General features: G+C 44.1%; 19 protein-coding genes and 1 tRNA gene. 17 read left to right on the forward strand and 3 right to left on the reverse strand.

Going from position 1 to position 22,780, the window contains the following annotated elements:
* The 11 genes from NI468_RS09240 to NI468_RS09290 form a co-directional block, all read left to right on the forward strand.
* Positions 1–125: EF-Tu C-terminal domain-related protein (locus NI468_RS09240; protein WP_075861485.1), on the forward strand; the 125-nt coding region annotated here is incomplete at its 5' end.
* A 52-nt stretch (positions 126–177) separates the two neighbouring features.
* Positions 178–253, forward strand: a tRNA-Trp gene (locus NI468_RS09245).
* Positions 254–327: 74 nt separating this feature from the next.
* The gene (secE, locus tag NI468_RS09250) at positions 328–768 is read left to right on the forward strand and encodes a preprotein translocase subunit SecE (protein ID WP_004278617.1); all 441 of its coding nucleotides are present in this window, start codon (positions 328–330) and stop codon (positions 766–768) included.
* Positions 769–775: 7 nt separating this feature from the next.
* Positions 776–1,309: a transcription termination/antitermination protein NusG gene (nusG, locus tag NI468_RS09255; RefSeq protein ID WP_004278615.1), complete on the forward strand. Its 534-nt coding sequence runs from the start codon at positions 776–778 to the stop codon at positions 1,307–1,309.
* Positions 1,310–1,428: 119 nt separating this feature from the next.
* Entirely contained in the window at positions 1,429–1,857 is a 429-nt protein-coding gene (gene rplK / locus NI468_RS09260; protein WP_004278614.1) for a 50S ribosomal protein L11, read from the forward strand.
* A gap of 3 nt (positions 1,858–1,860) precedes the next feature.
* Positions 1,861–2,556 carry a 50S ribosomal protein L1 gene (rplA, locus tag NI468_RS09265; RefSeq protein ID WP_004278613.1) on the forward strand — a complete coding sequence of 232 codons (696 nt, stop codon included), beginning with the start codon at positions 1,861–1,863 and terminating at the stop codon, positions 2,554–2,556.
* Between the two features lie 301 nt (positions 2,557–2,857).
* A complete protein-coding gene (gene rplJ, locus NI468_RS09270; RefSeq protein ID WP_004278612.1) occupies positions 2,858–3,364 on the forward strand; it encodes a 50S ribosomal protein L10 in 507 nt (168 codons plus the stop codon).
* Positions 3,365–3,412: 48 nt separating this feature from the next.
* A complete protein-coding gene (gene rplL / locus NI468_RS09275; protein ID WP_004278611.1) occupies positions 3,413–3,778 on the forward strand; it encodes a 50S ribosomal protein L7/L12 in 366 nt (121 codons plus the stop codon).
* 307 nt (positions 3,779–4,085) lie between these two features.
* Positions 4,086–8,174 carry a DNA-directed RNA polymerase subunit beta gene (gene rpoB / locus NI468_RS09280; RefSeq protein WP_005102827.1) on the forward strand — a complete coding sequence of 1,363 codons (4,089 nt, stop codon included), beginning with the start codon at positions 4,086–4,088 and terminating at the stop codon, positions 8,172–8,174.
* Between the two features lie 154 nt (positions 8,175–8,328).
* Positions 8,329–12,519 carry a DNA-directed RNA polymerase subunit beta' gene (gene rpoC, locus NI468_RS09285; protein WP_004278609.1) on the forward strand — a complete coding sequence of 1,397 codons (4,191 nt, stop codon included), beginning with the start codon at positions 8,329–8,331 and terminating at the stop codon, positions 12,517–12,519.
* A gap of 201 nt (positions 12,520–12,720) precedes the next feature.
* Positions 12,721–13,086 (forward strand): glycine zipper domain-containing protein, encoded by a 366-nt coding sequence (locus NI468_RS09290; protein WP_005108070.1) that lies wholly within the window; start codon positions 12,721–12,723, stop codon positions 13,084–13,086.
* A gap of 57 nt (positions 13,087–13,143) precedes the next feature.
* Here NI468_RS09290 and NI468_RS09295 read toward each other — a convergent pair whose 3' ends face one another.
* On the reverse strand, positions 13,144–13,638 hold the full coding sequence (locus NI468_RS09295) for a DUF4442 domain-containing protein (protein ID WP_201771462.1): 495 nt from the start codon (positions 13,636–13,638) through the stop codon (positions 13,144–13,146).
* Positions 13,639–13,755: 117 nt separating this feature from the next.
* Between NI468_RS09295 and NI468_RS09300 the strand changes: the two genes are divergently transcribed.
* From NI468_RS09300 to NI468_RS09325, 6 genes are all read left to right on the forward strand, one after another.
* Entirely contained in the window at positions 13,756–14,637 is an 882-nt protein-coding gene (locus NI468_RS09300) for an alpha/beta fold hydrolase (RefSeq protein WP_004647314.1), read from the forward strand.
* A 100-nt stretch (positions 14,638–14,737) separates the two neighbouring features.
* Complete coding sequence (locus tag NI468_RS09305; RefSeq protein ID WP_086044199.1) at positions 14,738–16,102, forward strand: Na+/H+ antiporter family protein; 1,365 nt, start codon at positions 14,738–14,740, stop codon at positions 16,100–16,102.
* A 330-nt stretch (positions 16,103–16,432) separates the two neighbouring features.
* A complete protein-coding gene (locus tag NI468_RS09310) occupies positions 16,433–17,023 on the forward strand; it encodes an OmpW/AlkL family protein (RefSeq protein ID WP_044111748.1) in 591 nt (196 codons plus the stop codon).
* A 175-nt stretch (positions 17,024–17,198) separates the two neighbouring features.
* Complete coding sequence (locus tag NI468_RS09315; RefSeq protein WP_004647317.1) at positions 17,199–17,543, forward strand: lysozyme inhibitor LprI family protein; 345 nt, start codon at positions 17,199–17,201, stop codon at positions 17,541–17,543.
* 163 nt (positions 17,544–17,706) lie between these two features.
* Positions 17,707–19,626: a molecular chaperone HtpG gene (gene htpG, locus NI468_RS09320; RefSeq protein ID WP_086044198.1), complete on the forward strand. Its 1,920-nt coding sequence runs from the start codon at positions 17,707–17,709 to the stop codon at positions 19,624–19,626.
* Positions 19,627–19,820: 194 nt separating this feature from the next.
* Positions 19,821–20,084 (forward strand): hypothetical protein, encoded by a 264-nt coding sequence (locus NI468_RS09325; protein WP_071851077.1) that lies wholly within the window; start codon positions 19,821–19,823, stop codon positions 20,082–20,084.
* An 81-nt stretch (positions 20,085–20,165) separates the two neighbouring features.
* Here the strand turns inward: NI468_RS09325 and NI468_RS09330 are convergent, their stop codons facing one another.
* Together NI468_RS09330 and NI468_RS09335 are read right to left on the reverse strand one after the other, a co-directional pair.
* The gene (locus NI468_RS09330; protein WP_086044197.1) at positions 20,166–21,275 is read right to left on the reverse strand and encodes a hypothetical protein; all 1,110 of its coding nucleotides are present in this window, start codon (positions 21,273–21,275) and stop codon (positions 20,166–20,168) included.
* Positions 21,276–21,367: 92 nt separating this feature from the next.
* A complete protein-coding gene (locus NI468_RS09335) occupies positions 21,368–22,774 on the reverse strand; it encodes a hypothetical protein (RefSeq protein WP_086044196.1) in 1,407 nt (468 codons plus the stop codon).
* Between the last annotated feature and the right edge of the window lie 6 nt (positions 22,775–22,780).

The raw sequence follows: 22,780 nt of genomic DNA on the forward strand, positions 1-22,780 counted from the left end.
GTGACAACGTTGAGATGTCAGTAGAGCTAATCCACCCGATCGCAATGGACCCAGGTCTACGTTTTGCGATCCGTGAAGGCGGTCGTACAGTGGGTGCTGGTGTAGTTGCTAAAGTAACTGCATAATCATAGAATAAGACAAGCAGGTTGGAGCTTAGGCTCCAACTTGTTGTTTTGCAGGTCAGTAGTTCAATTGGTAGAGCGTCGGTCTCCAAAACCGAATGTTGGGGGTTCGAGTCCCTCCTGACCTGCCAAGTTTCTAAAAAGACGCTTGATGTCGGCAAAATTGGTCATATAATAAGTCGCGAAACCTACGACGAGTACAAAAATGTCGAATGAAAAATCACGCGACGCATTAGGCGAAGCGGCAATTCCTCAAAGAAATAATCCTGCAGTAGATGTAAGTTCTGGTTCTCCATTAGACATGGTTCTATGGGTTATCGCCTTGATTTTATTGGTTGGTGCAATGATGGTAAACCAATATTTACCAGCGTACTGGGCACCTGCGAATGATATTTGGGTGCGCGTTGGGGTGATTTTGGCTTGTATCGTTGCAGCATTCGGTTTATTATACGCCACCCATCAAGGCAAAGGCTTTATTCGTCTGCTGAAAGATGCACGAATTGAGTTGCGTCGAGTGACCTGGCCTACCAAGCAAGAGACGATGTCCACATCTTGGCAAGTTCTTGTTGTAGTCGTAATTGCATCCATCTTATTGTGGTGTTTTGACTATATTTTAGGCTGGTTAATGAAGTTTATTATCGGGTAAGAGAGCTATGAAACGTTGGTACATTATTCATGCCTATTCAGGTTATGAAAAACAAGTGATGCGTTCGCTTAATGATCGAATCCAGCGTAGCGCTGTTGCCGATAGCTTTGGTGAAGTCCTTGTTCCTACCGAAGAAGTGGTAGAAATGAAGGATGGCAAGAAGCGTAAATCAGAGCGTAAGTTCTTTCCTGGCTATGTCCTAGTCGAAATGGAAATGAACGATGATACTTGGCACATTGTTAAAGAATGTCCAAAAGTTTTAGGTTTTATTGGTGGTACGGCTGAAAAACCGGCACCGATTACGCAAAAAGAAGCAGATGCGATTCTTGCGCGTGTACGCAATACTGGCGAAGCACCTCGTCCTAAGACGATGTTTGAACCAGGCGAAGAATTACTCGTGGTTGACGGGCCATTCACCGACTTTAAAGGTGTGGTGGAAGAAGTTCAGTACGAAAAGTCGCGTTTAACGCTGACCATTAATGTATTTAACCGACCAACTCAAGTTGAATTGGAATTTCGTCAAGTCGAAAAATCAGTCTAATTTGTATGGGTTGAAAACGCCTGACTTATTTATAAGTCAGGCATTGTTGTTGTAACGGTATCGTTACTTGAAATCATTGGGGAGCCTTCACCGGCGTTTGCACCCAGAGGTAATTTGAAATGGCTAAGAAGATTGACGGCTATATCAAGCTGCAAGTTCCAGCTGGTAAAGCGAATCCATCTCCACCGATTGGTCCTGCACTAGGTCAACGTGGTGTGAACATCATGGCATTCTGTAAAGAATTCAATGCTGCGACACAAAAAGTTGAAGCTGGTCTGCCAATTCCAGTCGTGATCACTGTGTACAACGACAAGTCGTTCACATTCATCATGAAAACTCCACCTGCTGCTGTTCTTCTTAAGAAAGCTGCTGGTATCCAGAAGGGTTCAGCTGTACCTAACAAAACTAAAGTTGGTAAGTTGACTCGTGCTCAAATCGAAGAAATCGCGACTACTAAAGAACCAGATTTGACTGGTGCTGATTTAGACGCACGTGTACGTACCATTGCTGGTTCTGCGCGTTCTATGGGCTTGGAAGTGGAGCTTTAAGACATGGCTAAATTAACTAAACGTCAAAAAGCGATTGTAGCTGCTGTAGAAGCGCACAAAGTTTACACGCTAGAAGAAGCTGTTGCAGTTTTAGAGAGCCTTCCAGCTCCTAAATTCAAAGAATCTCTAGATATCGCGGTAAACCTAGGTGTTGATCCTCGTAAATCTGACCAGGTTGTTCGTGGCGCGACTACACTTCCTGCAGGTACTGGTAAAACTGTACGTGTAGCTGTATTCGCTCAAGGCGCTGCTGCTGAAGCTGCTAAAGCTGAAGGCGCAGACGTTGTTGGTTTCGACGATCTTGCTGAAAGCATCCAAGCGGGTAACCTTGACTTTGACGTAGTAATTGCTGCTCCAGATGCAATGCGCGTTGTAGGTAAACTTGGTACGATCCTTGGTCCACGTGGCTTAATGCCAAACCCTAAAGTGGGTACTGTAACTCCTGACGTTGCTACTGCAGTTAAAAATGCAAAAGCTGGTCAAGCACGTTACCGCGTAGACAAAGCTGGTATTATCCACGCTGCGATCGGTCAAGTAGGTTTTGAAGCTGCTGCTGTTCGTCAAAACGTTGAAGCACTTGTTGCTGACTTGAAGCGTTTGAAACCTGCTACGTCTAAAGGCGTATACATTCAAAAGATCACTTTGAGCTCAACTATGGGTCCTGGTTTGATCGTTGATGTAGCAAACGTTTCTAAATAAGTCTCGACTTATTACAGAATTTTAAAGCCCTGAGTAAGTTTTAAAGCGCTGCTTTAAAACTTACGCAAGAAACGCTCCGTCGTATTTTGCAAACTTAGGCAAACTTTGAATTGATAAATGAAAATTTATCAGCGTCAAAGACCGCGGGCGAGGGGAGTTTTATGCTTCTCTCTTAATAGCCCAGCCTGCGTAGACGCGGTGGTGTGATTTGTTCATCCTCCGCGTGTGAGTCCAGTGATGGTCTTGCGAATTGGGAGTGTACTTCGCGTAAGTACATAAATCACCGTTAGGAGGTTTTACAATGGCTCTTCTTATCGAAGGCAAAAAACAGATCGTAGCTGAAGTAGCTGAAGTTGCTTCTACTGCATTTGCTGCTGTTGTTGCTGACTACCAAGGTTTGACTGTAGAGCAGTTAACTACTCTACGTGTTGAAGCGCGTAAACTTGGTGTTACTACACGTATCGTTCGTAACACTTTGGCTAAACGTGCTCTTCAAGATACTCAATTCAATATCTTGAACGACAACCTTGTTGGCCCAACAATCTTAGCTTTCTCGAATTCTGAAGACGACATGGGTGCTGCTGCACGTTTGTTCGAAGAATTCGCTAAAACTAATAAAGCATTTGAACTTAAAGCTGCTGCATTTGATGGCAAACTTTATCAAGGTGCAGAAGTTAGCGTAATCGCGAATCTTCCGAACCAAGAGAAAGCGCTTACTATGCTTGCAAACGTTCTTCAAGCTCCTATTTCGAAATTGGGCCGCTTACTTACAGCGCTTCAAGAGAAAAACGAGTCAGAAGCTGCTTAAGCTCAAACTTAAACACACATCATTCAATACCCATTTGGAGTTAATCTCATGGCTTTAACAAACGAAGAAATCCTAAACGCAGTTGCTGAAAAAACTGTTCTTGAACTTGTTGAACTTATCTCTGCTTTCGAAGAGAAATTCAATGTATCTGCTGCTGCTGTAGCTGTTGCTGCTGGTCCAGCTGCTGCTGCTGCTGAAGAACAAACTGAATTCAATGTTGAATTGACTTCTTTCGGCGCGAACAAAGTTGCTGTAATTAAAGCAGTTCGTGAAGCGACTGGCCTTGGCTTGAAAGAAGCTAAAGACATGGTTGAAGGCGCTCCTGCAGTTCTTAAAGAAGGCGTTTCTAAAGAAGAAGGCGAAGAGCTTAAGAAGAAACTTGAAGAAGCTGGTGCTACAGTTACTCTTAAGTAATTTCTTAAGGGAGCCGGTTTTTTTATAATCGGCTCCAAAAATTGGCTGATGGCTCTTGGGTCATCAGCCTTTTTGCGTTACAATAATCGGCTCGATTTTTGTTTGCATGATATAAAAATCATACAAATTGAAAATAAACATAATGAACAAACGTTTACCAATATTTTTCATTAAAAAATATTGATAAGCGTTTTAATACCACTAAAAATTGCAGCATTTGTAAAGAGTGGTGGCCATATCGGCCAGCGTAATTCCTTCTGAGCCCGTTCTGCAGGCGGGCTTGGTTTACACTTTCCGAGGACTCCAGATGGCATACTCATATACCGAAAAGAAACGGATCCGTAAGAATTTTGGTAAATTGCCTAGCGTCATGGATGCTCCGTACTTGCTCGCGATTCAAGTCGACTCGTACAGAACATTCTTACAAGATGGCAAATCACCAAAAAACCGCGAAGATATCGGTCTCCAAGCCGCATTTCGTTCAGTTTTTCCTATTGAAAGTTATTCTGGCAATGCTGCTTTAGAATTTGTTGAGTATAGTCTTGGTAAGCCTGAGTTTGATGTACGCGAATGTATTCTTCGTGGCTCAACTTATGCAGCACCAATGCGTGTAAAAATTCGTTTGATCCTGAAAGATCGTGAAACGAAGTCAATTAAAGACGTACGTGAACAAGAAGTCTATATGGGCGAAATGCCATTAATGACGGATAACGGTACCTTTGTAATTAATGGTACCGAGCGTGTGATCGTGTCACAATTACACCGTTCACCAGGCGTATTCTTTGACCACGATAAAGGCAAGACTCACTCAAGTGGTAAAGTCCTTTATTCAGCGCGTATCATTCCTTACCGTGGTTCATGGTTAGACTTTGAATTCGATGCCAAAGACCTCGTCTATGTACGTATTGACCGTCGTCGTAAATTGCTTGCGACTGTGGTGCTTCGTGCCTTGGGTTATAGCAACGAAAACATTCTCGACATGTTCTACGAGAAAGTACCTGTGTATCTTGACATGGGTAGCTACCAGATTGACCTGGTGCCTGAACGTCTGCGTGGCGAAATGGCACAATTTGATATCCTGGACAAGGATGGCAAGGCAATTGTTGAGCAAGGTAAACGTATCAATGCGCGTCATGTACGTCAAATGGAAGCTTCAGGTCTTGAAAAACTTGCAGTGCCTGATGAGTACCTGTATGAGCGTATCACTGCTGAAGACATCCCACTAAAAGATGGTGATGTGATTGCAGCCAATACTGTATTAAGCCATGAAATCATGGTGAAAATTGCAGAAGGCGGCGTGAAGCAGTTCAATATTCTGTTCACCAATGATATCGACCGCGGTTCATTCGTTGCAGATTCTCTACGTGCAGATACAACGAGCAATCGTGAAGAAGCATTGGTAGAAATCTACAAAGTGATGCGCCCAGGCGAGCCACCAACAAAAGAAGCTGCTGAAAACTTATTCAATAACTTGTTCTTCTCTTCTGAACGTTATGACTTGTCTCCAGTGGGTCGTATGAAGTTCAACCGTCGTTTGGGTCGTCCTTACGAAGTCGGTACAGATCAGAAGTCACGTGAAGTTGAAGGCATTCTCTCGAACGAAGATATCACTGATGTATTAAAAACATTAGTTGAAATCCGTAACGGTAAAGGTGAAGTCGACGATATCGATCACTTGGGTAACCGTCGTGTTCGTTCTGTTGGTGAAATGACAGAAAACCAATTCCGTGTAGGTCTGGTTCGTGTAGAACGTGCTGTTAAAGAACGTTTAAGCCAAGCTGAAACTGACAACCTGTCTCCGCAAGATTTGATCAATGCGAAGCCAGTAGCTGCTGCAATCAAAGAATTCTTTGGTTCAAGCCAGTTATCTCAGTTTATGGACCAAAACAACCCGTTATCTGAGATTACCCACAAACGTCGTGTTTCTGCGCTTGGTCCCGGCGGTTTAACACGTGAGCGTGCAGGCTTTGAAGTACGTGACGTACATCAAACTCACTACGGTCGTGTATGTCCAATTGAAACACCGGAAGGTCCAAACATTGGTTTGATCAACTCGCTTTCTGTTTATGCGAAATGTAACAACTTCGGTTTCCTGGAAACCCCATACCGTAAGGTTGTTGATGGTCGTGTAACAGATGAAGTTGAATACCTCTCTGCAATTGAAGAAGTAGGCACTGTGATTGCACAGGCCGATTCTGCAATGGATAAAGACGGTAACTTAACAGAAGAGTTTGTATCTGTTCGTCATCAAGGTGACTTCGTACGTATTCCTCCTGAAAAAGTAACCCATATGGATGTATCTGCTCAGCAGGTTGTATCTGTAGCAGCGTCACTGATTCCATTCCTAGAACACGATGATGCCAACCGTGCATTAATGGGTTCGAACATGCAACGTCAGGCAGTTCCGACGTTGATTGCTGACAAGCCGCTTGTTGGTACCGGTATGGAAGCGAACGTAGCACATGACTCAGGTGTATGTGTGATCGCTCAGCGTGGTGGTCGTATCGAGTTTGTTGATGCGTCTCGTGTGGTTATTCGTGTGAATGAAGACGAAATGATCGCAGGTGAAGCAGGTGTAGATATCTACAACCTGATCAAATACACCCGTTCGAACCAGAACACTTGTATCAACCAGAAAGTTCTTGTGAACCTGGGCGATAAAGTAGGTCGTGGTGATGTACTGGCTGATGGTCCATCAACAGATGGCGGTGAGCTGGCATTGGGTCAAAACATGCGCGTTGCGTTTATGACCTGGAATGGTTACAACTACGAAGACTCGATCTTGTTATCTGAGCGTGTACTTCAGGAAGACCGTTTAACGTCTATTCATATCCAGGAATTGTCATGTGTTGCACGTGATACCAAACTGGGTGCGGAAGAAATCACTGCTGATATTCCGAACGTAGGTGAAGCTGCTCTGTCTAAACTGGACGAGTCAGGTATTGTTTACATCGGTGCTGAAGTAACTGCTGGGGACATCCTTGTAGGTAAAGTAACCCCTAAAGGTGAAACACAGCTTACTCCAGAAGAAAAATTGCTACGTGCAATCTTCGGTGAAAAAGCAGCTGACGTAAAAGACTCATCTTTACGCGTTCCATCAGGTACTAAAGGTACAGTCATTGACGTTCAAGTGTTTACACGTGACGGTCTTGAAAAAGACGAACGTGCTCAAGCAATTGAAAAAGCGCAATTGGATGCATACCGTAAAGACTTGAAAGAAGAATTCAAAATCTTCGAAGAAGCTGCACGTGAACGTGTAATCCGTCTACTGAATGGCCAAGAGTCGAATGGTGGCGGTACAACTAAACGTGGCGACAAACTGTCTGAAGACGTGTTGTCTGGTTTAGAGCTTGTTGATCTTCTTGAAATTCAACCAGTTGATGAAGCAATTGCTGAACGTTTAACTCAAATTCAAGTGTTCTTGAAAGAGAAGAGCTTCGAAATTGACGAGAAATTTGCTGAGAAAAAACGCAAACTTTCTACAGGCGATGAACTGACGACTGGCGTATTGAAAGTAGTTAAAGTTTATCTTGCTGTAAAACGTCGCATCCAACCGGGTGATAAGATGGCGGGTCGTCACGGTAACAAAGGTGTTGTATCAAACATCCTGCCGGTAGAAGACATGCCACATGATGCCAACGGTGTACCTGTTGATATCGTATTGAACCCGCTTGGCGTACCATCGCGTATGAACGTGGGTCAGATTCTTGAAACTCACTTGGGTATGGCGGCGAAAGGTCTTGGCGATCAAATCGACAAGATGATGAAAGAGCAACGTACTGTACTTGAGCTTCGTGATTTCCTAGACAAGATTTACAACAAAGTTGGTGGCGAGCAAGAAGATCTTGATAGCTTGACTGATGAAGAAATCTTGAAACTTTCTGGCAACTTGCGTGCTGGCGTGCCTTTGGCTACTCCGGTATTCGATGGTGCTGAAGAAGGTCAGATCAAAGAGTTGTTACAACTTGCAGGCCTGTCTAGTACTGGTCAGACCGTATTATATGATGGTCGTACTGGTGAGCGTTTCGATCGTCCGGTAACTGTAGGTTACATGTACATGCTGAAACTGAACCACTTGGTTGATGACAAGATGCATGCGCGTTCAACTGGTTCTTACTCTCTAGTAACGCAACAGCCGCTTGGTGGTAAAGCACAATTCGGTGGTCAGCGTTTCGGTGAGATGGAAGTCTGGGCACTAGAAGCTTACGGTGCAGCATATACGCTACAAGAAATGCTGACTGTGAAATCGGATGACGTTGAAGGCCGTACCCGTATCTACAAGAACATTGTAGATGGCAACCATTATATGGACCCGGGCATGCCTGAATCGTTCAACGTATTGACCAAAGAGATCCGTTCTTTAGGTATCAACATTGAACTGAAAAATGGTGACTAATTAGTTCCATTGAATCTCCCCAAACCCCTCTTTGATAAAGAGGGGCTTCCCCCTTAACAAAGGGGGGGACTGAGGGGGATTAAAATTCAGTTAAAAAACAATATTTGTGACCCAGTTGTTGAGTGAAAATCTCCACAACACACGGAGAAAAAAATTGAAAGACTTGCTCGATATCATGCGCAAAAAGACGGATTCAGACGGTCATGCTCCTGTAGAGTTTGACCGCATCCGTATTGGTCTTGCGTCACCAGAAATGATTAAGTCATGGTCTCACGGTGAAGTTAAAAAGCCAGAAACCATTAACTATCGTACGTTCAAGCCTGAACGTGATGGTTTGTTCTGTGCCAAAATCTTTGGTCCAGTGAAAGATTACGAATGCTTGTGTGGTAAATACAAGCGTATGAAATACAAAGGCGTCATTTGTGAAAAATGTGGCGTTGAAGTAACAACTGCGAAAGTTCGTCGTGAGCGTATGGGTCACATCGAGCTGGCATCTCCAGTTGCACACATCTGGTTCTTGAAATCATTGCCTAGCCGTATCGGTCTATTATTAGACATGACGCTACGTGATATCGAACGCGTATTGTATTTCGAATCTTATGTAGTGACCGATCCGGGTATGACTCCATTTGAGAAATACCAACTTCTAAACGATGAAGAATACTTCAATGCATTAGAAGAACACGGTGATGAATTCACAGCGAAAATGGGTGCTGAAGCGGTTCAAGACTTGTTGAAAGACATCGATCTTGAAGCTGAAATTGCGCGTCTTCGTGAAGAAATTCCTGTTACAACTTCAGAAACCAAGCTGAAAAAAGCGTCTAAGCGTTTGAAGTTGATGGAAGCATTCAACGATTCGAACAACAAGCCAGAATGGATGGTGTTAACTGTACTTCCAGTTCTTCCACCAGACCTTCGTCCGCTTGTACCACTTGAAGGTGGTCGTTTCGCGACTTCTGACCTGAACGATCTTTATCGTCGTGTGATCAACCGTAACAACCGTTTGAAGCGTCTTCTTGACCTTGCAGCGCCAGACATCATCGTACGTAACGAAAAACGTATGTTACAAGAGTCTGTAGATGCATTGTTGGATAACGGTCGTCGTGGTCGTGCAATTACCGGTTCGAACAAGCGTCCGCTTAAATCTTTGGCAGACATGATCAAAGGTAAGCAAGGTCGTTTCCGTCAAAACTTACTTGGTAAGCGTGTTGACTACTCTGGCCGTTCGGTAATTACTGTTGGTCCAAACCTACGTTTGCACCAATGTGGTCTTCCGAAGAAAATGGCCCTTGAACTGTTCAAGCCATTCATTTTCGCGAAACTACAAGCTTCTGGTCAAGCAACCACCATTAAAGCTGCGAAGAAAATGGTTGAGCGTGAAACTCCAGAAGTTTGGGATGTTCTTGCTCACGTGATTCGTCAACATCCAGTGATGTTGAACCGTGCGCCAACTCTTCACCGTTTGGGTCTTCAAGCATTTGAACCGATCCTGATCGAAGGTAAAGCGATCCGTCTACACCCACTCGTATGTGCTGCGTTTAACGCCGACTTCGATGGTGACCAAATGGCGGTACACGTACCATTAACACTTGAAGCTCAGCTTGAAGCTCGTGCGTTAATGATGTCGACGAACAACATTTTGTCTCCAGCGAACGGTGAGCCAATCATCGTACCGTCTCAGGACGTTGTCTTGGGCTTGTATTACATCACGCGTGATGCAATCAATGCCAAAGGTGAAGGCATGGTGTTCGCGGATACTCACGAAGTAAACCGTGCACTGGCAACAGGTCAGGTTGATCTACACGCTCGCGTTAAAGCACGTGTACACCAGACTGTGATCGACGAAGATGGTAACCGTGAACAGCAAACCATTATTGTAGATACGACGCCTGGTCGCTGCCTACTTTGGGAAGTTGTGCCTGAAGGTATGGATTTCCAGCAAATTAACGTTGAGATGACCAAGAAAAACATCTCGAAATTAATTAACTCTTGCTACCGTAAATTGGGTCTGAAAGATACTGTTATCTTCGCTGACCAGTTGATGTATTTGGGCTTCCGTCAAGCGACGCGTTCAGGTGTATCTGTCGGTATGGAAGACATGGTTATTCCACCGCAAAAACAAGCAATTATTGGTAAAGCGGAAGCTGAAGTTCGTGAAATCGAACAACAGTTCGAACAAGGCTTCGTAACTGCCGGCGAACGTTATAACAAAGTGGTCGATATTTGGGCGCGTACCAATGACCAGGTTGCTAAAGCGATGATGGACAACTTGTCTTTCACCACTGTGAAGAACAAACAGGGTGAAGACGAGAAGCAAAAATCATTCAACTCGATCTACATGATGTCTGACTCGGGTGCCCGTGGTTCGGCAGCTCAGATTCGTCAGTTGGCGGGTATGCGTGGTTTGATGGCGAAGCCGGATGGCTCGATCATTGAAACACCTATTAAAGCGAACTTCCGTGAAGGTTTGACCGTACTTCAGTACTTCATCTCGACACACGGTGCGCGTAAAGGTTTGGCCGATACAGCATTGAAGACTGCGAACTCTGGTTATTTGACTCGTCGTCTAGTAGACGTTGCGCAGGACTTGGTCATTACTGAGCCGGATTGTGGTACGTATGACGGTCTGGTAATGACTCCGTTCATTCAAGGTGGCGATGTCATCGAAAACCTGGGTGCACGAGTATTGGGTCGTGTGGTTGCTGAAGATGTGAAACGTGTAGGTACAGATGAAGTTCTGCTTCCACGTAATACTTTAATTGACGAAAAATTGGCGACATTTATTGAAAGCCAAGGTGTCGACGAAATTAAAGTGCGTTCAGTCGTGAACTGTGCATCTACCTTTGGTGTATGTGCGAAATGTTACGGTCGTGACCTGGCACGTGGTCATCAGGTGAACCCGGGTGAGTCTGTTGGTGTTATGGCAGCTCAATCGATTGGTGAACCAGGTACACAGTTAACAATGCGTACCTTCCACGTGGGTGGTGCTGCGAGCCGAACTTCTGCTGCAAACAGCGTACAAGTTCGTAACCAAGGTACAGTACGTTTCCATAACGTGAAAACAGTACAACATGCCAAAGGTCACTTGGTATCGACTTCACGTTCAGGTGAAATCGGTATTGCGGATGATTTAGGTCGTGAGCGCGAGCGCTATAAACTTCCTTACGGTGCGTCTATCTTGCTGAAAGATGGCGAAGCTGTAGAAGCAGGCGGTATTGTGGCGACTTGGGATCCGCATACACATCCATTAGTAACAGAAGTTGCTGGTAAAGTACGTTTCAGCCAGATTGCTGATGGTGTGACGGTTACTTCTAAAACTGATGATGCAACAGGTATGTCAACTATCGAAATCTTGCCAGTGACTTCACGTCCTGCGTCAGGTAAAGATTTGCGTCCTGCTGTTGTGTTGGATACCGTTGATGGTGGCGAACAGTTCTACTTCCTGCCACAGAACACGATTCTTTCTGTGCGCGATGGCGAAACGATTGGTGTCGGTGATGTCATCGGTCGTGTACCACAAGAAACTTCACGTACCCGTGATATTACCGGTGGTCTGCCGCGTGTAGCTGACTTGTTCGAAGCACGTAAGCCGAAAGAGCATGCAATCCTTGCAGAAGTGTCGGGTGTTGTAAGCTTTGGTAAAGAGACTAAAGGTAAGAACCGTCTGGTAATTACGCCGGATGATGGCTCTGAGATTTATGAAGAGCTGATTCCAAAATGGCGTACGATTAACGTGTTCGAAGGCGAACATGTGAACCGTGGTGAAACTATTTCTGATGGTCCACAGAACCCGCACGATATCTTACGTTTGAAAGGTGAAGTTGCGCTGACAAACTACATCGTGAACGAAGTTCAGGACGTATACCGTCTGCAAGGTGTAAAAATCAACGACAAGCATATTGAAGTGATCGTACGTCAAATGCTGCGTAAAGTTGATATCACTGATGGTGGCGATACCAGCTTCATCAAAGGCGAACAAGTGGATTACATCCGCGTTGTTCAAGAAAACCAAGCAGTTCTTGCACAAAACAAGTTCCCTGCGAAGTTTGAACGTCAATTGATGGGTATTACCAAAGCATCGCTTTCTACTGACTCGTTCATCTCTGCTGCATCGTTCCAGGAAACCACGCGTGTGTTAACTGAAGCGGCTGTAACAGGTAAAGAAGATGACTTACGCGGCTTGAAAGAGAACGTAGTTGTAGGTCGCCTGATCCCAGCGGGTACAGGTTTGGCTTACCACCTGGAGCGTCGTCGTCAAGAAGCAGAAGCTGCAGAATTTGAACTGCACAATGACTTCTCTGATGTAGACCAAGCGCTTAGCCAGGCATTTAACGAAGAATTCTAATTCGAGTTAAAGCTGAGAAAAGAGACGCCTTCGGGCGTCTTTTTTTGTCTAAAATTTATAAATAAGACAGCTTGAACAGAAGACTAATCTATTGATATTTACAAAACTCAGCAGGAATACCGAGAGAAGTAACACGCTACAGATTTTAGTTTCATAAAATGAAGATAAGCTTAATTAAAGCAAGACAGGAAGGCCAAGGTCATGAAAAAATTAATGGGTGTTATGGCAGTTGCCACTCTTTCCACCTTTATGTTGGCGGGTTGTGAAAGTATGTCTGCCAATGAGCAACGGATCGGTGCTGCGGCCCTTGGTGGTGCAGTCGGTGGTGGTGTTGGTAATAAAGTCGGCGGTGGCGTTGGTGCAGCTGTAGGTGGTGGTGCCGGTGCTGCAGTGGGTAGTAAATCCCAAGGCGGTTCAAACCGTAATGCGACCTATAGTGGTGTAGGTGGTGCTGTTGGTTCCGCAGTCGGTAAAAGCATCTTCGGTGGTAATGCGGGTGCTGCAATCGGTGGCGCAATCGGTGGTGGTGCCGGTGCTGCGATTGAACAGGATAACCGTCGTCGTTAAGTCGAAAGTCACTTCAGATTCATCTAGATTTAAAAGCGCCAATGTGGCGCTTTTATCTTATTTAGGAGAGTTAATTTTCCCTTTGCTCTGTTTACGCCGGATATATACTGTTTTTTCTACTTCGGCAATTCTGACCCCGGCTTCATCATAAATATTCAGCTGATAATGCCGATACACTGGCGCATTATCGGCTGCCAGATTGATAATCGTGGCAATTTCTTCAGCAGAAATCCGAATGTCCGCCACCACTGTGCCGCGACCCGGTGCCAAAAACTGAATGCTGGCGCCTTTATCCCAGACCAGATATTTCGGCCCCAAATGATGCATCAGCAATAACATATAAAAGGGATCGACCATTGAATACAGGCTGCCACCAAAATGCACACCGACAATATTCTGGTTCTTACGGGTCAGCGGCATTTTGACCCGAACGTGATAATTATTAAAATCAATCTTATCAATTTCAATGCCTGCACCACGATAAGGGGCATAGCGGTTCAGAATAAATTTTGAAACCAGAGGCAGTTTTTGAATTTTCTGGAATAGGCTCATACTGACATTCTTTTTGCGGCTGTGATTATGCATACTAGAGCAACAAAAATGCGCTGGCATTGATCAATCATGCCGATTTATAAACTAAGTGGTCAATAATAAAAACAGGATCAAAAGATGGAAACACAAGTGCAATGGGTCGATACCACGGATCAGCAGTGTCTCTGTGTCAAAACTTATGGACAACCCGAACAAACAGCCTTGGTACTGGTTCATGGCTATCCTGATCATCAAGCAGTTTGGGAGCCAGTCATTGCTCATTTGAGTCAGGATTATTTTGTGGTGACTTATGATGTCCGGGGCGCAGGGGAGTCCAGTATTCCCAAAAAAATCTCCGATTACCGCTTGGCCCGTTTAAGTCAGGATCTGGAAGAGGTGGTGAATAAGGTATTGCCGAATCGAGCTTTTCATCTGGCTGCGCATGACTGGGGCTCAATTCAGTCCTGGGAATCTGTCACCGATCCACGCTTTAAAGGGCGAATTCTGTCTTATAGCACCTTATCTGGGCCATGTCTGGATCATGCCGCTTTCTGGATGCGTGAACAGTTCCAGCAAAACAAAGCAAAATTTTTAAAGCAAATGAGCAAATCTTGGTATATCGCGATGTTTCAGTTGCCTTTAGTGGCGCCGTTGGCCTGGAATTTCTTTAATCCGCAGCGTTGGGGCAAGATCGTGCAGCAACTGGAAAGACACGATGATCTGCCACTCAACCCGCATATTGTCAAAGATGGCAAATATGGTGTGAACCTGTATCGGGCCAATTTTTTGCCACGCTTAGCTCAACCACGGCAGCGTTTTGCCATCTGTCCGGTACAGGCGATTGTGCTGAAATATGACCAGTTTGTCGGGCCAGATCTGGTTGATGAAATGTCAAAATGGGTGGATGATTTCTCGAAAGTAGAACTGGCTGCCAATCACTGGGCGATCCTGAGTCAACCGGAGCAAGTGGCTCAATTGATTGATGAGTTTATTCAGCGTAAATCTGCTGACATTCATTGACAGGCCCCTCCGCGAAACATGACCCGACCAGAAAAAAGTGGCGGAATTTTTATCCGCATTTTCTGATAAAATAGCCGCTTTCTCTCTATTCCGATTCATTATGTTCGCAATTCTTGCTGCTATTGGAGTCATGTTCGGACTCTCGTTGGCACGTGTACCTGTGGTTTTTGCCCTGGTCATTGGTGCTGTTACAGGTGGTTTATTGGCAGGTCTGGGCCTGCAGGGAACCTTGGACGCGTTTAACAATGGCTTGGGTGGTGGTGCCAAAATTGCCTTGGCTTACGGTATTTTAGGTGCATTTGCTTTGGCTCTAGCGCGTTCGGGTTTACCGGATTTGCTGGCTTATAAAATGATCAGTACCTTAAAAGGTGAGGCCGATTTTAAAGCGCAAAACAGGGTGAAATATCTGATCTTTTTCACAGTTGCTATTGCTGCCGTGTTCTCGCAGAACGTCATTCCCGTGCATATTGCCTTTATTCCGGTACTGATTCCGCCACTATTGGCTGTATTTAACCACTTAAAGCTCGACCGTCGTTTGATTGCCTGTTTGCTGACCTTTGGTCTGGTAGGCACCTATATGCTGATTCCGGTCGGTTTTGGTGCCATCTTCCTGAATGACATTCTGGGTCATAACATCAATACTTTTGGTAAGCCATATGGATTTGAAATTAGCTATGACCAGATTCCATCTGCGATGGCAATTCCAGTATTCGGTATGTTTGTGGGCTTATTGGTGGCGATCTTTATTAGCTATCGCAAACCACGTCAATATCAAGATATTCATGTCCAGGAACAGCAAAGTATTTCCGCTGAATTAGGTGTGGCTGAACACGTTAAACCGCAGATTGCCAAATTTACCATCTGGATGGCAGGTCTTGCAGTTATTGCTACATTGGCGGTACAGCTTTATTCAGATTCGATGATTCTGGCCGGTCTGGTCGGTGTCGCAATCTTGAGTTGTGCCGGGATCTTTAAATGGAAAGAAGCGGATGATGTGATCATTACCGGTATGCGCATGATGGCGCTGGTTGGCTTTATCATGATTGCAGCACAAGGCTTTGCCGCGGTGATTGAAGCGACTAATCAGGTACCAACCTTGGTTGAAGCATCAGTGAAATGGATTGGTAATAGTCAGGCATTGGCTGCCTTCCTGATGCTGTTGATTGGTTTGCTGATCACATTGGGCATTGGTTCGTCTTTCTCGACCATTCCCATTCTGGCGATTATTTATGTTCCGCTGTGTATCCAGTTTGGTTTCAGCCCGGCTGCGACCATTGCGATTATCGGGACTGCGGCGGCTTTAGGCGATGCCGGCTCTCCAGCGTCAGATTCAACTCTAGGCCCAACATCCGGTCTGAATATGGATGGTCAGCATGACCATATGAAGGATAGTGTGGTTCCAACCTTCATTCATTTTAATATTCCGCTTATCATCTTTGGGTGGATTGCAGCCATGGTTCTGTAAGTAAATTTCAATCTGCTCTGATAACTATTGGAGCAGATTTATCTGGATTTAAAATAAATAATAAGATGTATTTAAAATATATGTTTAAATAAAAATTAATATAAACCTGATTATTTTAGTCTGAATAAATTCATGTTTATCCGATTAATATACTGGGTATTTAAAACCAACCAATCTAGTCAATTTAAAATAAATTATTTTTTAAATCAGTATGTTAAATAATAATTAAAAATTAGTTTTATAATCCTTATTGCATATTATTTTCCCTCGTGTTTATTATTAATTAAGATTTATTTTCTTAATAATTATTCTTCCTGTGGGTATTTTAAAATGTTAAAGCAAGTAGCTCTAATTGCATTAATGGGTCTTTCTGCATCTGCGATGGCAGGTCAATGGCAGGTGAAAGTTGGTGCCAGTTCTTTAGCACCATCAAGTGACACTGAAATTGCACCAGGTTTAGTCGTAGAAGCGGATCAAGAATATGGTTTTACGCCTTCGGTCGAATACTTCTTTAATGACAATATCTCTGCAGAACTTTTATTAGCCACGCCATTTAATCACGATATTTCTCTTCAAGGTGTGGGTAAGGTGGCTAAGATCAAACATCTGCCGCCTACAATTACTGCTAAATATAACTTTAAAAATGCAACACGTTTTACGCCATATATTGGTGTAGGTGGCACAGCTTTTATTGCTTGGGATGAAGAAGGTCTGGCTAAAGATGTGAAAGAGGAATTTGGTTTGGCAGGTCAGGTCGGTTTTAATTATCAGCCAGCCGATGCCAAAAACTGGGGGGTATTTGCTGACGTGCGCTATGCAGATTTGAGTCCTGAAGTGACTTTAGATGATGCTGATAATACTAAATTCGACTTGAATATTGATCCTTGGGTTTACACGATCGGTTATAGCTACAAGTTCTAAATTCTAACCTTGCTCAACAAAAAAGTCTCATCTTGAATGAGGCTTTTTTTTCAAAATAACAACGATTTATAACTTATTGAAATTGAGCAGATCGGCAATGTTCAACTATATTAAAATGAATAAAGTAAATATTAATTGAATACGACTTAATAATTGAATAATAAGGAAGATCAGCATGAAGTTTTTAAGCCAAGGTATTGTGATCTTCTTCAGTCTGCTGGCAGGGTCTGCCTATGCGGCAAGTTTTGATTGTCAGAAAGCTGAAACCGTGACAGAGAAAGCGATTTGTGAACATCGCCTGCTCAATGATGCCGATGTCAAGATGAGCACCAGCTATCATATTTTGCGCCGTATGGTGCCTATGGGAACCCGCTCGGTGATCCAGCGCGATCAGGTGAAATGGCTACAGTTTCGTGACCGCTGTCAGGAATCTGTGTCTTGTCTGAGTCAGGTTTATAATATGCGCCAGCAGCAAATAGACCTGCAATTTCAACGTATTTATAAGCTTGGGCCTTATTAGGACTTAAACCTAAGCCTTTACAAATCCAAGCCATTTTAGATCAAACGATCCTTTATAAAGTATCTTGAGAAAAAATATACAACTGGCTATTGAAAATTTAGCAACTCACTCCATTCATATAGGCAACAGTATTGACCTGTATTTAAAATAAAAGGAGTGATTAATGAGCGAGTCTAGCGCACAAAAACATAGTTTCCAGGCTGAAGTGGCTCAGTTACTACATCTCGTGACCCATTCGCTTTATTCAAACCCTGAAATTTTCCTACGCGAATTGATCTCGAATGCCTCAGATGCATGCGACAAATTACGTTTTGAAGGGATTAACCATCCCGAATTTTATGAAAATGATCCGGATCTGCGCGTTCGTGTCAGTCTGGATGCAGACAATAAAACCATTACCATTTCAGATAACGGGATCGGCTTAAGCGAACAGGAAGCTATTGATAATTTAGGGACTATTGCCAAATCAGGCACCAAAGACTTTATGTCCAAACTGACCGGCGATCAAAAAGCTGATGCCCAGCTAATTGGCCAGTTTGGTGTCGGTTTCTATTCCGGTTTTATTGTGGCTGACAAGATCACGGTAGAGTCGCGTCGTGCTGGCACAGATGTCTCTGAAGGGGTGCGCTGGATCAGTGGCGGAACCGGTGAGTTCGAAGTTGAACAGATCACGAAACAAGGACGTGGTACCGATATTATTTTGCATCTCCGTGACGATGCGCTAGATTATTTGCAAAGCTATAAAGTGAAGCAGATTATCAATAAATATTCAGACCACATCAGCCTGCCAATCCAGATGCAAAAAGAAGTCTGGCAGGAAGAAGAAGCGGCTGAAGGTGAAACTGCTCAAGGTGGCCAATATGTCAAAACCGATGAGTGGGAAGCCATTAACTCAGCCAGTGCATTATGGACTCGTAACAAGTCTGAAATCACTGAAGAGCAGTATGTCGAGTTCTACAAGAACTTAAGCCATGATTTCGCAGCGCCATTGGCTTGGGCGCATAATCGGGTTGAGGGCAGCACTGAATATACCCAGTTATTATATATTCCAAGCAAAGCGCCACATGATATTTTCACCCGTGAATCCAAAGCTGGTATCAAACTGTATGTGAAACGCGTGTTCATTATGGATGATGCAGATAACCTGATTCCAAACTATCTGCGCTTTGTACAGGGTGTGGTGGACAGTGCCGATCTGCCATTGAACGTGAGTCGTGAATTACTGCAAGAAAGCCGTGATGTAAAAACCATCCGTGAAGGCAATACCCGCCGTATCCTGACCATTTTGGATAATCTGGCTAAATCTGAAGATGAAAAAGATCAGGCAAACTTTAAGACTTTCTATCAGGAATTTGCTTCAGTATTGAAAGAAGGTTTGGGTGAAGATTTCAGTAACCGTGAACGTATCTTGAAACTGCTGCGTTATGCGACTTCGACCAATGATGAAGTTAGCACGTCATTGGCAGACTATAAAGCACGCATGAAAGACGGCCAGAAAGCCATTTATTATGTGACTGCAGATAGCCTGAATGCTGCGAAAAATTCACCGCAACTGGAACTGTTCAAGAAAAAAGGCATTGAAGTTCTGTTGATGACTGAACGCGTGGATGAATGGGCGATGAACTTTGTGAATGAGTTCGATGGTACGCCTTTGCAAAACGTGTCGAAAGGTGCAGTTGACTTAGGTGACCTTCAGGATGCCGAAGAGAAGAAAGCCCTTGAAGACGCCGCAGCCCAGTTTAAACCGGTGGTGGATAAGTTGACGGATTCATTAAAAGACAAGACCAAAGAAGTGCGGGTGACGACGCGTCTGGTCGATTCTCCGGCTTGTCTGGTGACTGGAGAAGGTGAGTTGTCTCCGCAGCTGATTCGTATGCTGAAAGATGCAGGCCAACCTGTGCCGGATATCAAGCCGATTTTGGAAATCAACCCGGAACATCCGTTGGTGAAAAAACTGGATGGCTCGGCGCAGTTTGATGATCTGGCCAATGTGATCTTTGACCAGGCAGTGATTGCAGAAGGTGGATTACCAGAAAATCCTGCTGAATATGTCAAGCGGATTAATAGCTTGCTGCTTGCTTAACTGCTGATGTGTTGAATGAGAAAATCCCTCTTCGGAGGGATTTTTTATGTCTGCTTCATTTTTCAATTCTAGAAATGATCTGGAAAAACGATAGAGAGAATAAAAAAATACCTTCGAATCATAAATCTATATTTTAGATTATTAATTAATTTTTAATTTATAATTACGATTATAAAGCAAAGAGAGAGAATGTTATGAAATCTAAGCTGATGATCAGTATGGGCGCTGTAATCCTGATGTCGATGAGCCAGTTTAGTCTAGCGGCACCTGCTGCAGAAAAAGTGGTACGCACAGATCGCATTAGCTTTTATAAAACAGCAAAAGTAAACGTAACAAAACCGAAACGTGTACAACGTAGCGATCATATTCGCTTCAATATGCCGGTGATGGAACAACCCTCATTGCAGCAAAAACGTGTGCTACGCAGTGATCGTATTATCTTGAATAAAACCAGCTAATACTTGCCACGCTGATTGCCTCAGTAATATTGAAAAAAGCCCATGAATGATGGGCTTTTATATTTTCCACCATCATTCAGTTTAAAACAATGCTTCTAAACGTACCAAAGCCCCGACATAGTGGTCACGATCCTCGCGATGATCATTCAGGTAGTTCAGGTCGGTCTGGACAAAAAACCATTCACGTAAAAAAGGTTGTCTCCACGACACATAGGGACCCCAGCGGTTAAGACGCAGATCCTTGTCATTTAGATAACCACCGGTATAAATGCCGTAACTAAAACGGTTGTCCTGAAAAAACTGATGTTGCCTAAAGGTGTAGTTGTCCCAGGTCAGATCGTCGTCTTGTTCATCTGCATAAGTCAGACTGAGCTGATTGGAGAAAAAGGCCTGATTGGGACGGGCATGGATTAGCTCCAGATTGGTCCGTAAATAGTTTTCACTCTGAATGCCGTAGCGATAAATCTGTTCGGCATGAAAAGAGTAGTCATTTTCCAGCGTCCAATCTTTACTGGCTTTGACACGCAGGTAAATATCATCTCCAGAACGCAAGCCCAGATCCAGATCGGTTTCGAAAGGAATGCGATCTGACCATTCAGACCAACGTAAGGCAAAAGAGCTGTTATCTTCACGTGCACGTTTAGTATCCAGACGTTTATCTCCGGAAGTGGCAGGATTTTCATTGGTAATCGCGACATTACTGTCTAATTCATTGTCCAGACTGTCATCACCAAAAACCACACTCAGCTTTTGTTCCAAGGTCGGAAGCTTGATCTTGCCCCGGATTCGGGGCTTAATCTCATAGCCTTCATATTCATCCCAGCGATTATCTAGAATGATCCGTAATGTGGCTGCAGCTGGCTGATCCGGATCGGTTTCACCAAACCAGTTATCAATTTTATGTGCAGTACGATCGGCCCATTCGCGGATGCCTTTCTGTTTTTGATCCGCCCATGAATAATTTTCTGTCTCTAGCGTGGATGGAACGATGGCGACACTTGATTGCTCTGGCAGAACCGTCGGTGTTGCATCGATCAAACGTGGAATCTGATCCAGCAAGCCTGATCGACTTGGCTCTGTATTTGTTGGACTGGCAGGAGCAGCTGTGACTGAATTTGCCCAAGACATGCTACCACTCATTCCTAGGCCCAGAGAGAGCAGTAAAATTTGAGTAATCCTGTTTGTTCGCATGAGATATTTGTTACTCTTGTATTCTTATATTCAGCTGTAGTTTTCTAAAAAAACGCCTTAAAAAGCAAGTTAAAGCTACAAAATAACAGCAATTATTCAACTATTTGAGTCTGAATTTCTCGATAAAGTTCCAGCACTTGAATCGGTTGCGGCATTGTTAAAATAATATTGTGAATATTCTGCCAATTTAGCTGTTTGTCGCGTTGCAGCAAGATGTGTGGATAGGCCAGCTCATCCTCTGCCAGAGAGATGCGTTTTTCACCATGAATCACTCGAATTTTTTGATGTTCCTGTAGCAAGAGCACTGGAGTAGAAAAATTAGCAGCAGCTTCTTTGAACGAAATAAATTTCTGCTTCTGAATAAACTGGGCGGGTATAAAAGGATGGTAATCTGGCTTTGTCCAGACTGTTTCAGCCTGCTGTAAGTAAGCCGTTGAAAAAAGCTCGAGTTGCATGAACCTGATGCTTATAACAGACCAGGCCAGTGATTTAATCGCAGCAGCCTGGCGTTGATGATGGCTGAGCCAATGTTGAATACAATAGTGAGCCTGCAACTGACTCGGTACCCCTAAGAGCATCAGATATTTAACAAACTGGCCTTGCAGATTCAGTTGTTCAACCAAATAAACCTGACGTGCCTGCCAATTATCTTCTGCTGCATAATACAGTGCGATATCCAAATAGGCAGGATGCTCGATATTCTCAGTCACTTCTAAAGCACAGAGCCGCTGGATATTGGTTTCTTCTAAGCCTAAAGGGTATACATGGGCGTTTAGTTCACCTAGTTGAATCTGTGCAGGGAATTGAATCAATTCGGAGACTGTGATCTGTTCTTGCGGAATTTTCGTTATTGTCATTTCAGCTTTTAGTTGAGGATTTAGTTCCTTGGGTTCAGTCAGTATCTGATTGGTTGACTCATCTGGGCGGCGTAGTTCTAATGTATGGATTCTTGCGCGCGGCCGTCCCCGATGATATTTGGTTGTTTCCACAGAATTGCAGCTGGTTTCAGCTTCGTTTAAGGATAAGGCAGGAACGATCAAGGGGGGATCCTGTTGCAGACAAGAAAATTGCTGCTGTTGTTGCAACAGCCAGATATAGCAGTGTTGCAATTCAGCCCATTGGCTGTGCAGGGCAGGAGCTTGGGGAGCGGGCATCAGCCAGATTTGCCAGCCACGTTCAGGATGATGCAAAACTGCCCAGCCAGAATCCGGATGGGCAGACAGTGCTTGTTCCAGTGCTAAGATTTCGGTGAAATAGCCACGAAAGCTTAGATGATAAGACGTATTAGCAGAAAATTGGTAAGCAACAAGTTCAGGTTGAGTGCGGGCCTTAAATGCTGAAATCTGGGTCTTGAAAATAGGCTCATCACACAGATTAAAAATATCGCGTATCCTTTTTTTAGAACGGGCAATTTCATAGAAAGGCAGGACTTTATGCTCCAGTTGCTGCGCCAGTCCATGTAGTTCTTTAATTAAGTGTGCTTTTTCTAAAGCATTCATTTTTTG

Source organism: Acinetobacter lwoffii (assembly GCF_024129355.1).
Taxonomy (GTDB): Bacteria; Pseudomonadota; Gammaproteobacteria; order Pseudomonadales; family Moraxellaceae; genus Acinetobacter; species Acinetobacter lwoffii_I.

Coding starts and splice junctions, on each gene's coding strand:
- secE (WP_004278617.1), top strand. CDS start 328: ATGTCGAATGAAAAATCACGCGACGCATTAGGCGAAGCGGCAATTCCT.
- nusG (WP_004278615.1), top strand. CDS start 776: ATGAAACGTTGGTACATTATTCATGCCTATTCAGGTTATGAAAAACAA.
- rplK (WP_004278614.1), top strand. CDS start 1,429: ATGGCTAAGAAGATTGACGGCTATATCAAGCTGCAAGTTCCAGCTGGT.
- rplA (WP_004278613.1), top strand. CDS start 1,861: ATGGCTAAATTAACTAAACGTCAAAAAGCGATTGTAGCTGCTGTAGAA.
- rplJ (WP_004278612.1), top strand. CDS start 2,858: ATGGCTCTTCTTATCGAAGGCAAAAAACAGATCGTAGCTGAAGTAGCT.
- rplL (WP_004278611.1), top strand. CDS start 3,413: ATGGCTTTAACAAACGAAGAAATCCTAAACGCAGTTGCTGAAAAAACT.
- rpoB (WP_005102827.1), top strand. CDS start 4,086: ATGGCATACTCATATACCGAAAAGAAACGGATCCGTAAGAATTTTGGT.
- NI468_RS09290 (WP_005108070.1), top strand. CDS start 12,721: ATGAAAAAATTAATGGGTGTTATGGCAGTTGCCACTCTTTCCACCTTT.
- NI468_RS09295 (WP_201771462.1), bottom strand. CDS start 13,638: ATGAGCCTATTCCAGAAAATTCAAAAACTGCCTCTGGTTTCAAAATTT.
- NI468_RS09300 (WP_004647314.1), top strand. CDS start 13,756: ATGGAAACACAAGTGCAATGGGTCGATACCACGGATCAGCAGTGTCTC.
- NI468_RS09305 (WP_086044199.1), top strand. CDS start 14,738: ATGTTCGCAATTCTTGCTGCTATTGGAGTCATGTTCGGACTCTCGTTG.
- NI468_RS09310 (WP_044111748.1), top strand. CDS start 16,433: ATGTTAAAGCAAGTAGCTCTAATTGCATTAATGGGTCTTTCTGCATCT.
- NI468_RS09315 (WP_004647317.1), top strand. CDS start 17,199: ATGAAGTTTTTAAGCCAAGGTATTGTGATCTTCTTCAGTCTGCTGGCA.
- htpG (WP_086044198.1), top strand. CDS start 17,707: ATGAGCGAGTCTAGCGCACAAAAACATAGTTTCCAGGCTGAAGTGGCT.
- NI468_RS09325 (WP_071851077.1), top strand. CDS start 19,821: ATGAAATCTAAGCTGATGATCAGTATGGGCGCTGTAATCCTGATGTCG.
- NI468_RS09330 (WP_086044197.1), bottom strand. CDS start 21,275: ATGCGAACAAACAGGATTACTCAAATTTTACTGCTCTCTCTGGGCCTA.
- NI468_RS09335 (WP_086044196.1), bottom strand. CDS start 22,774: ATGAATGCTTTAGAAAAAGCACACTTAATTAAAGAACTACATGGACTG.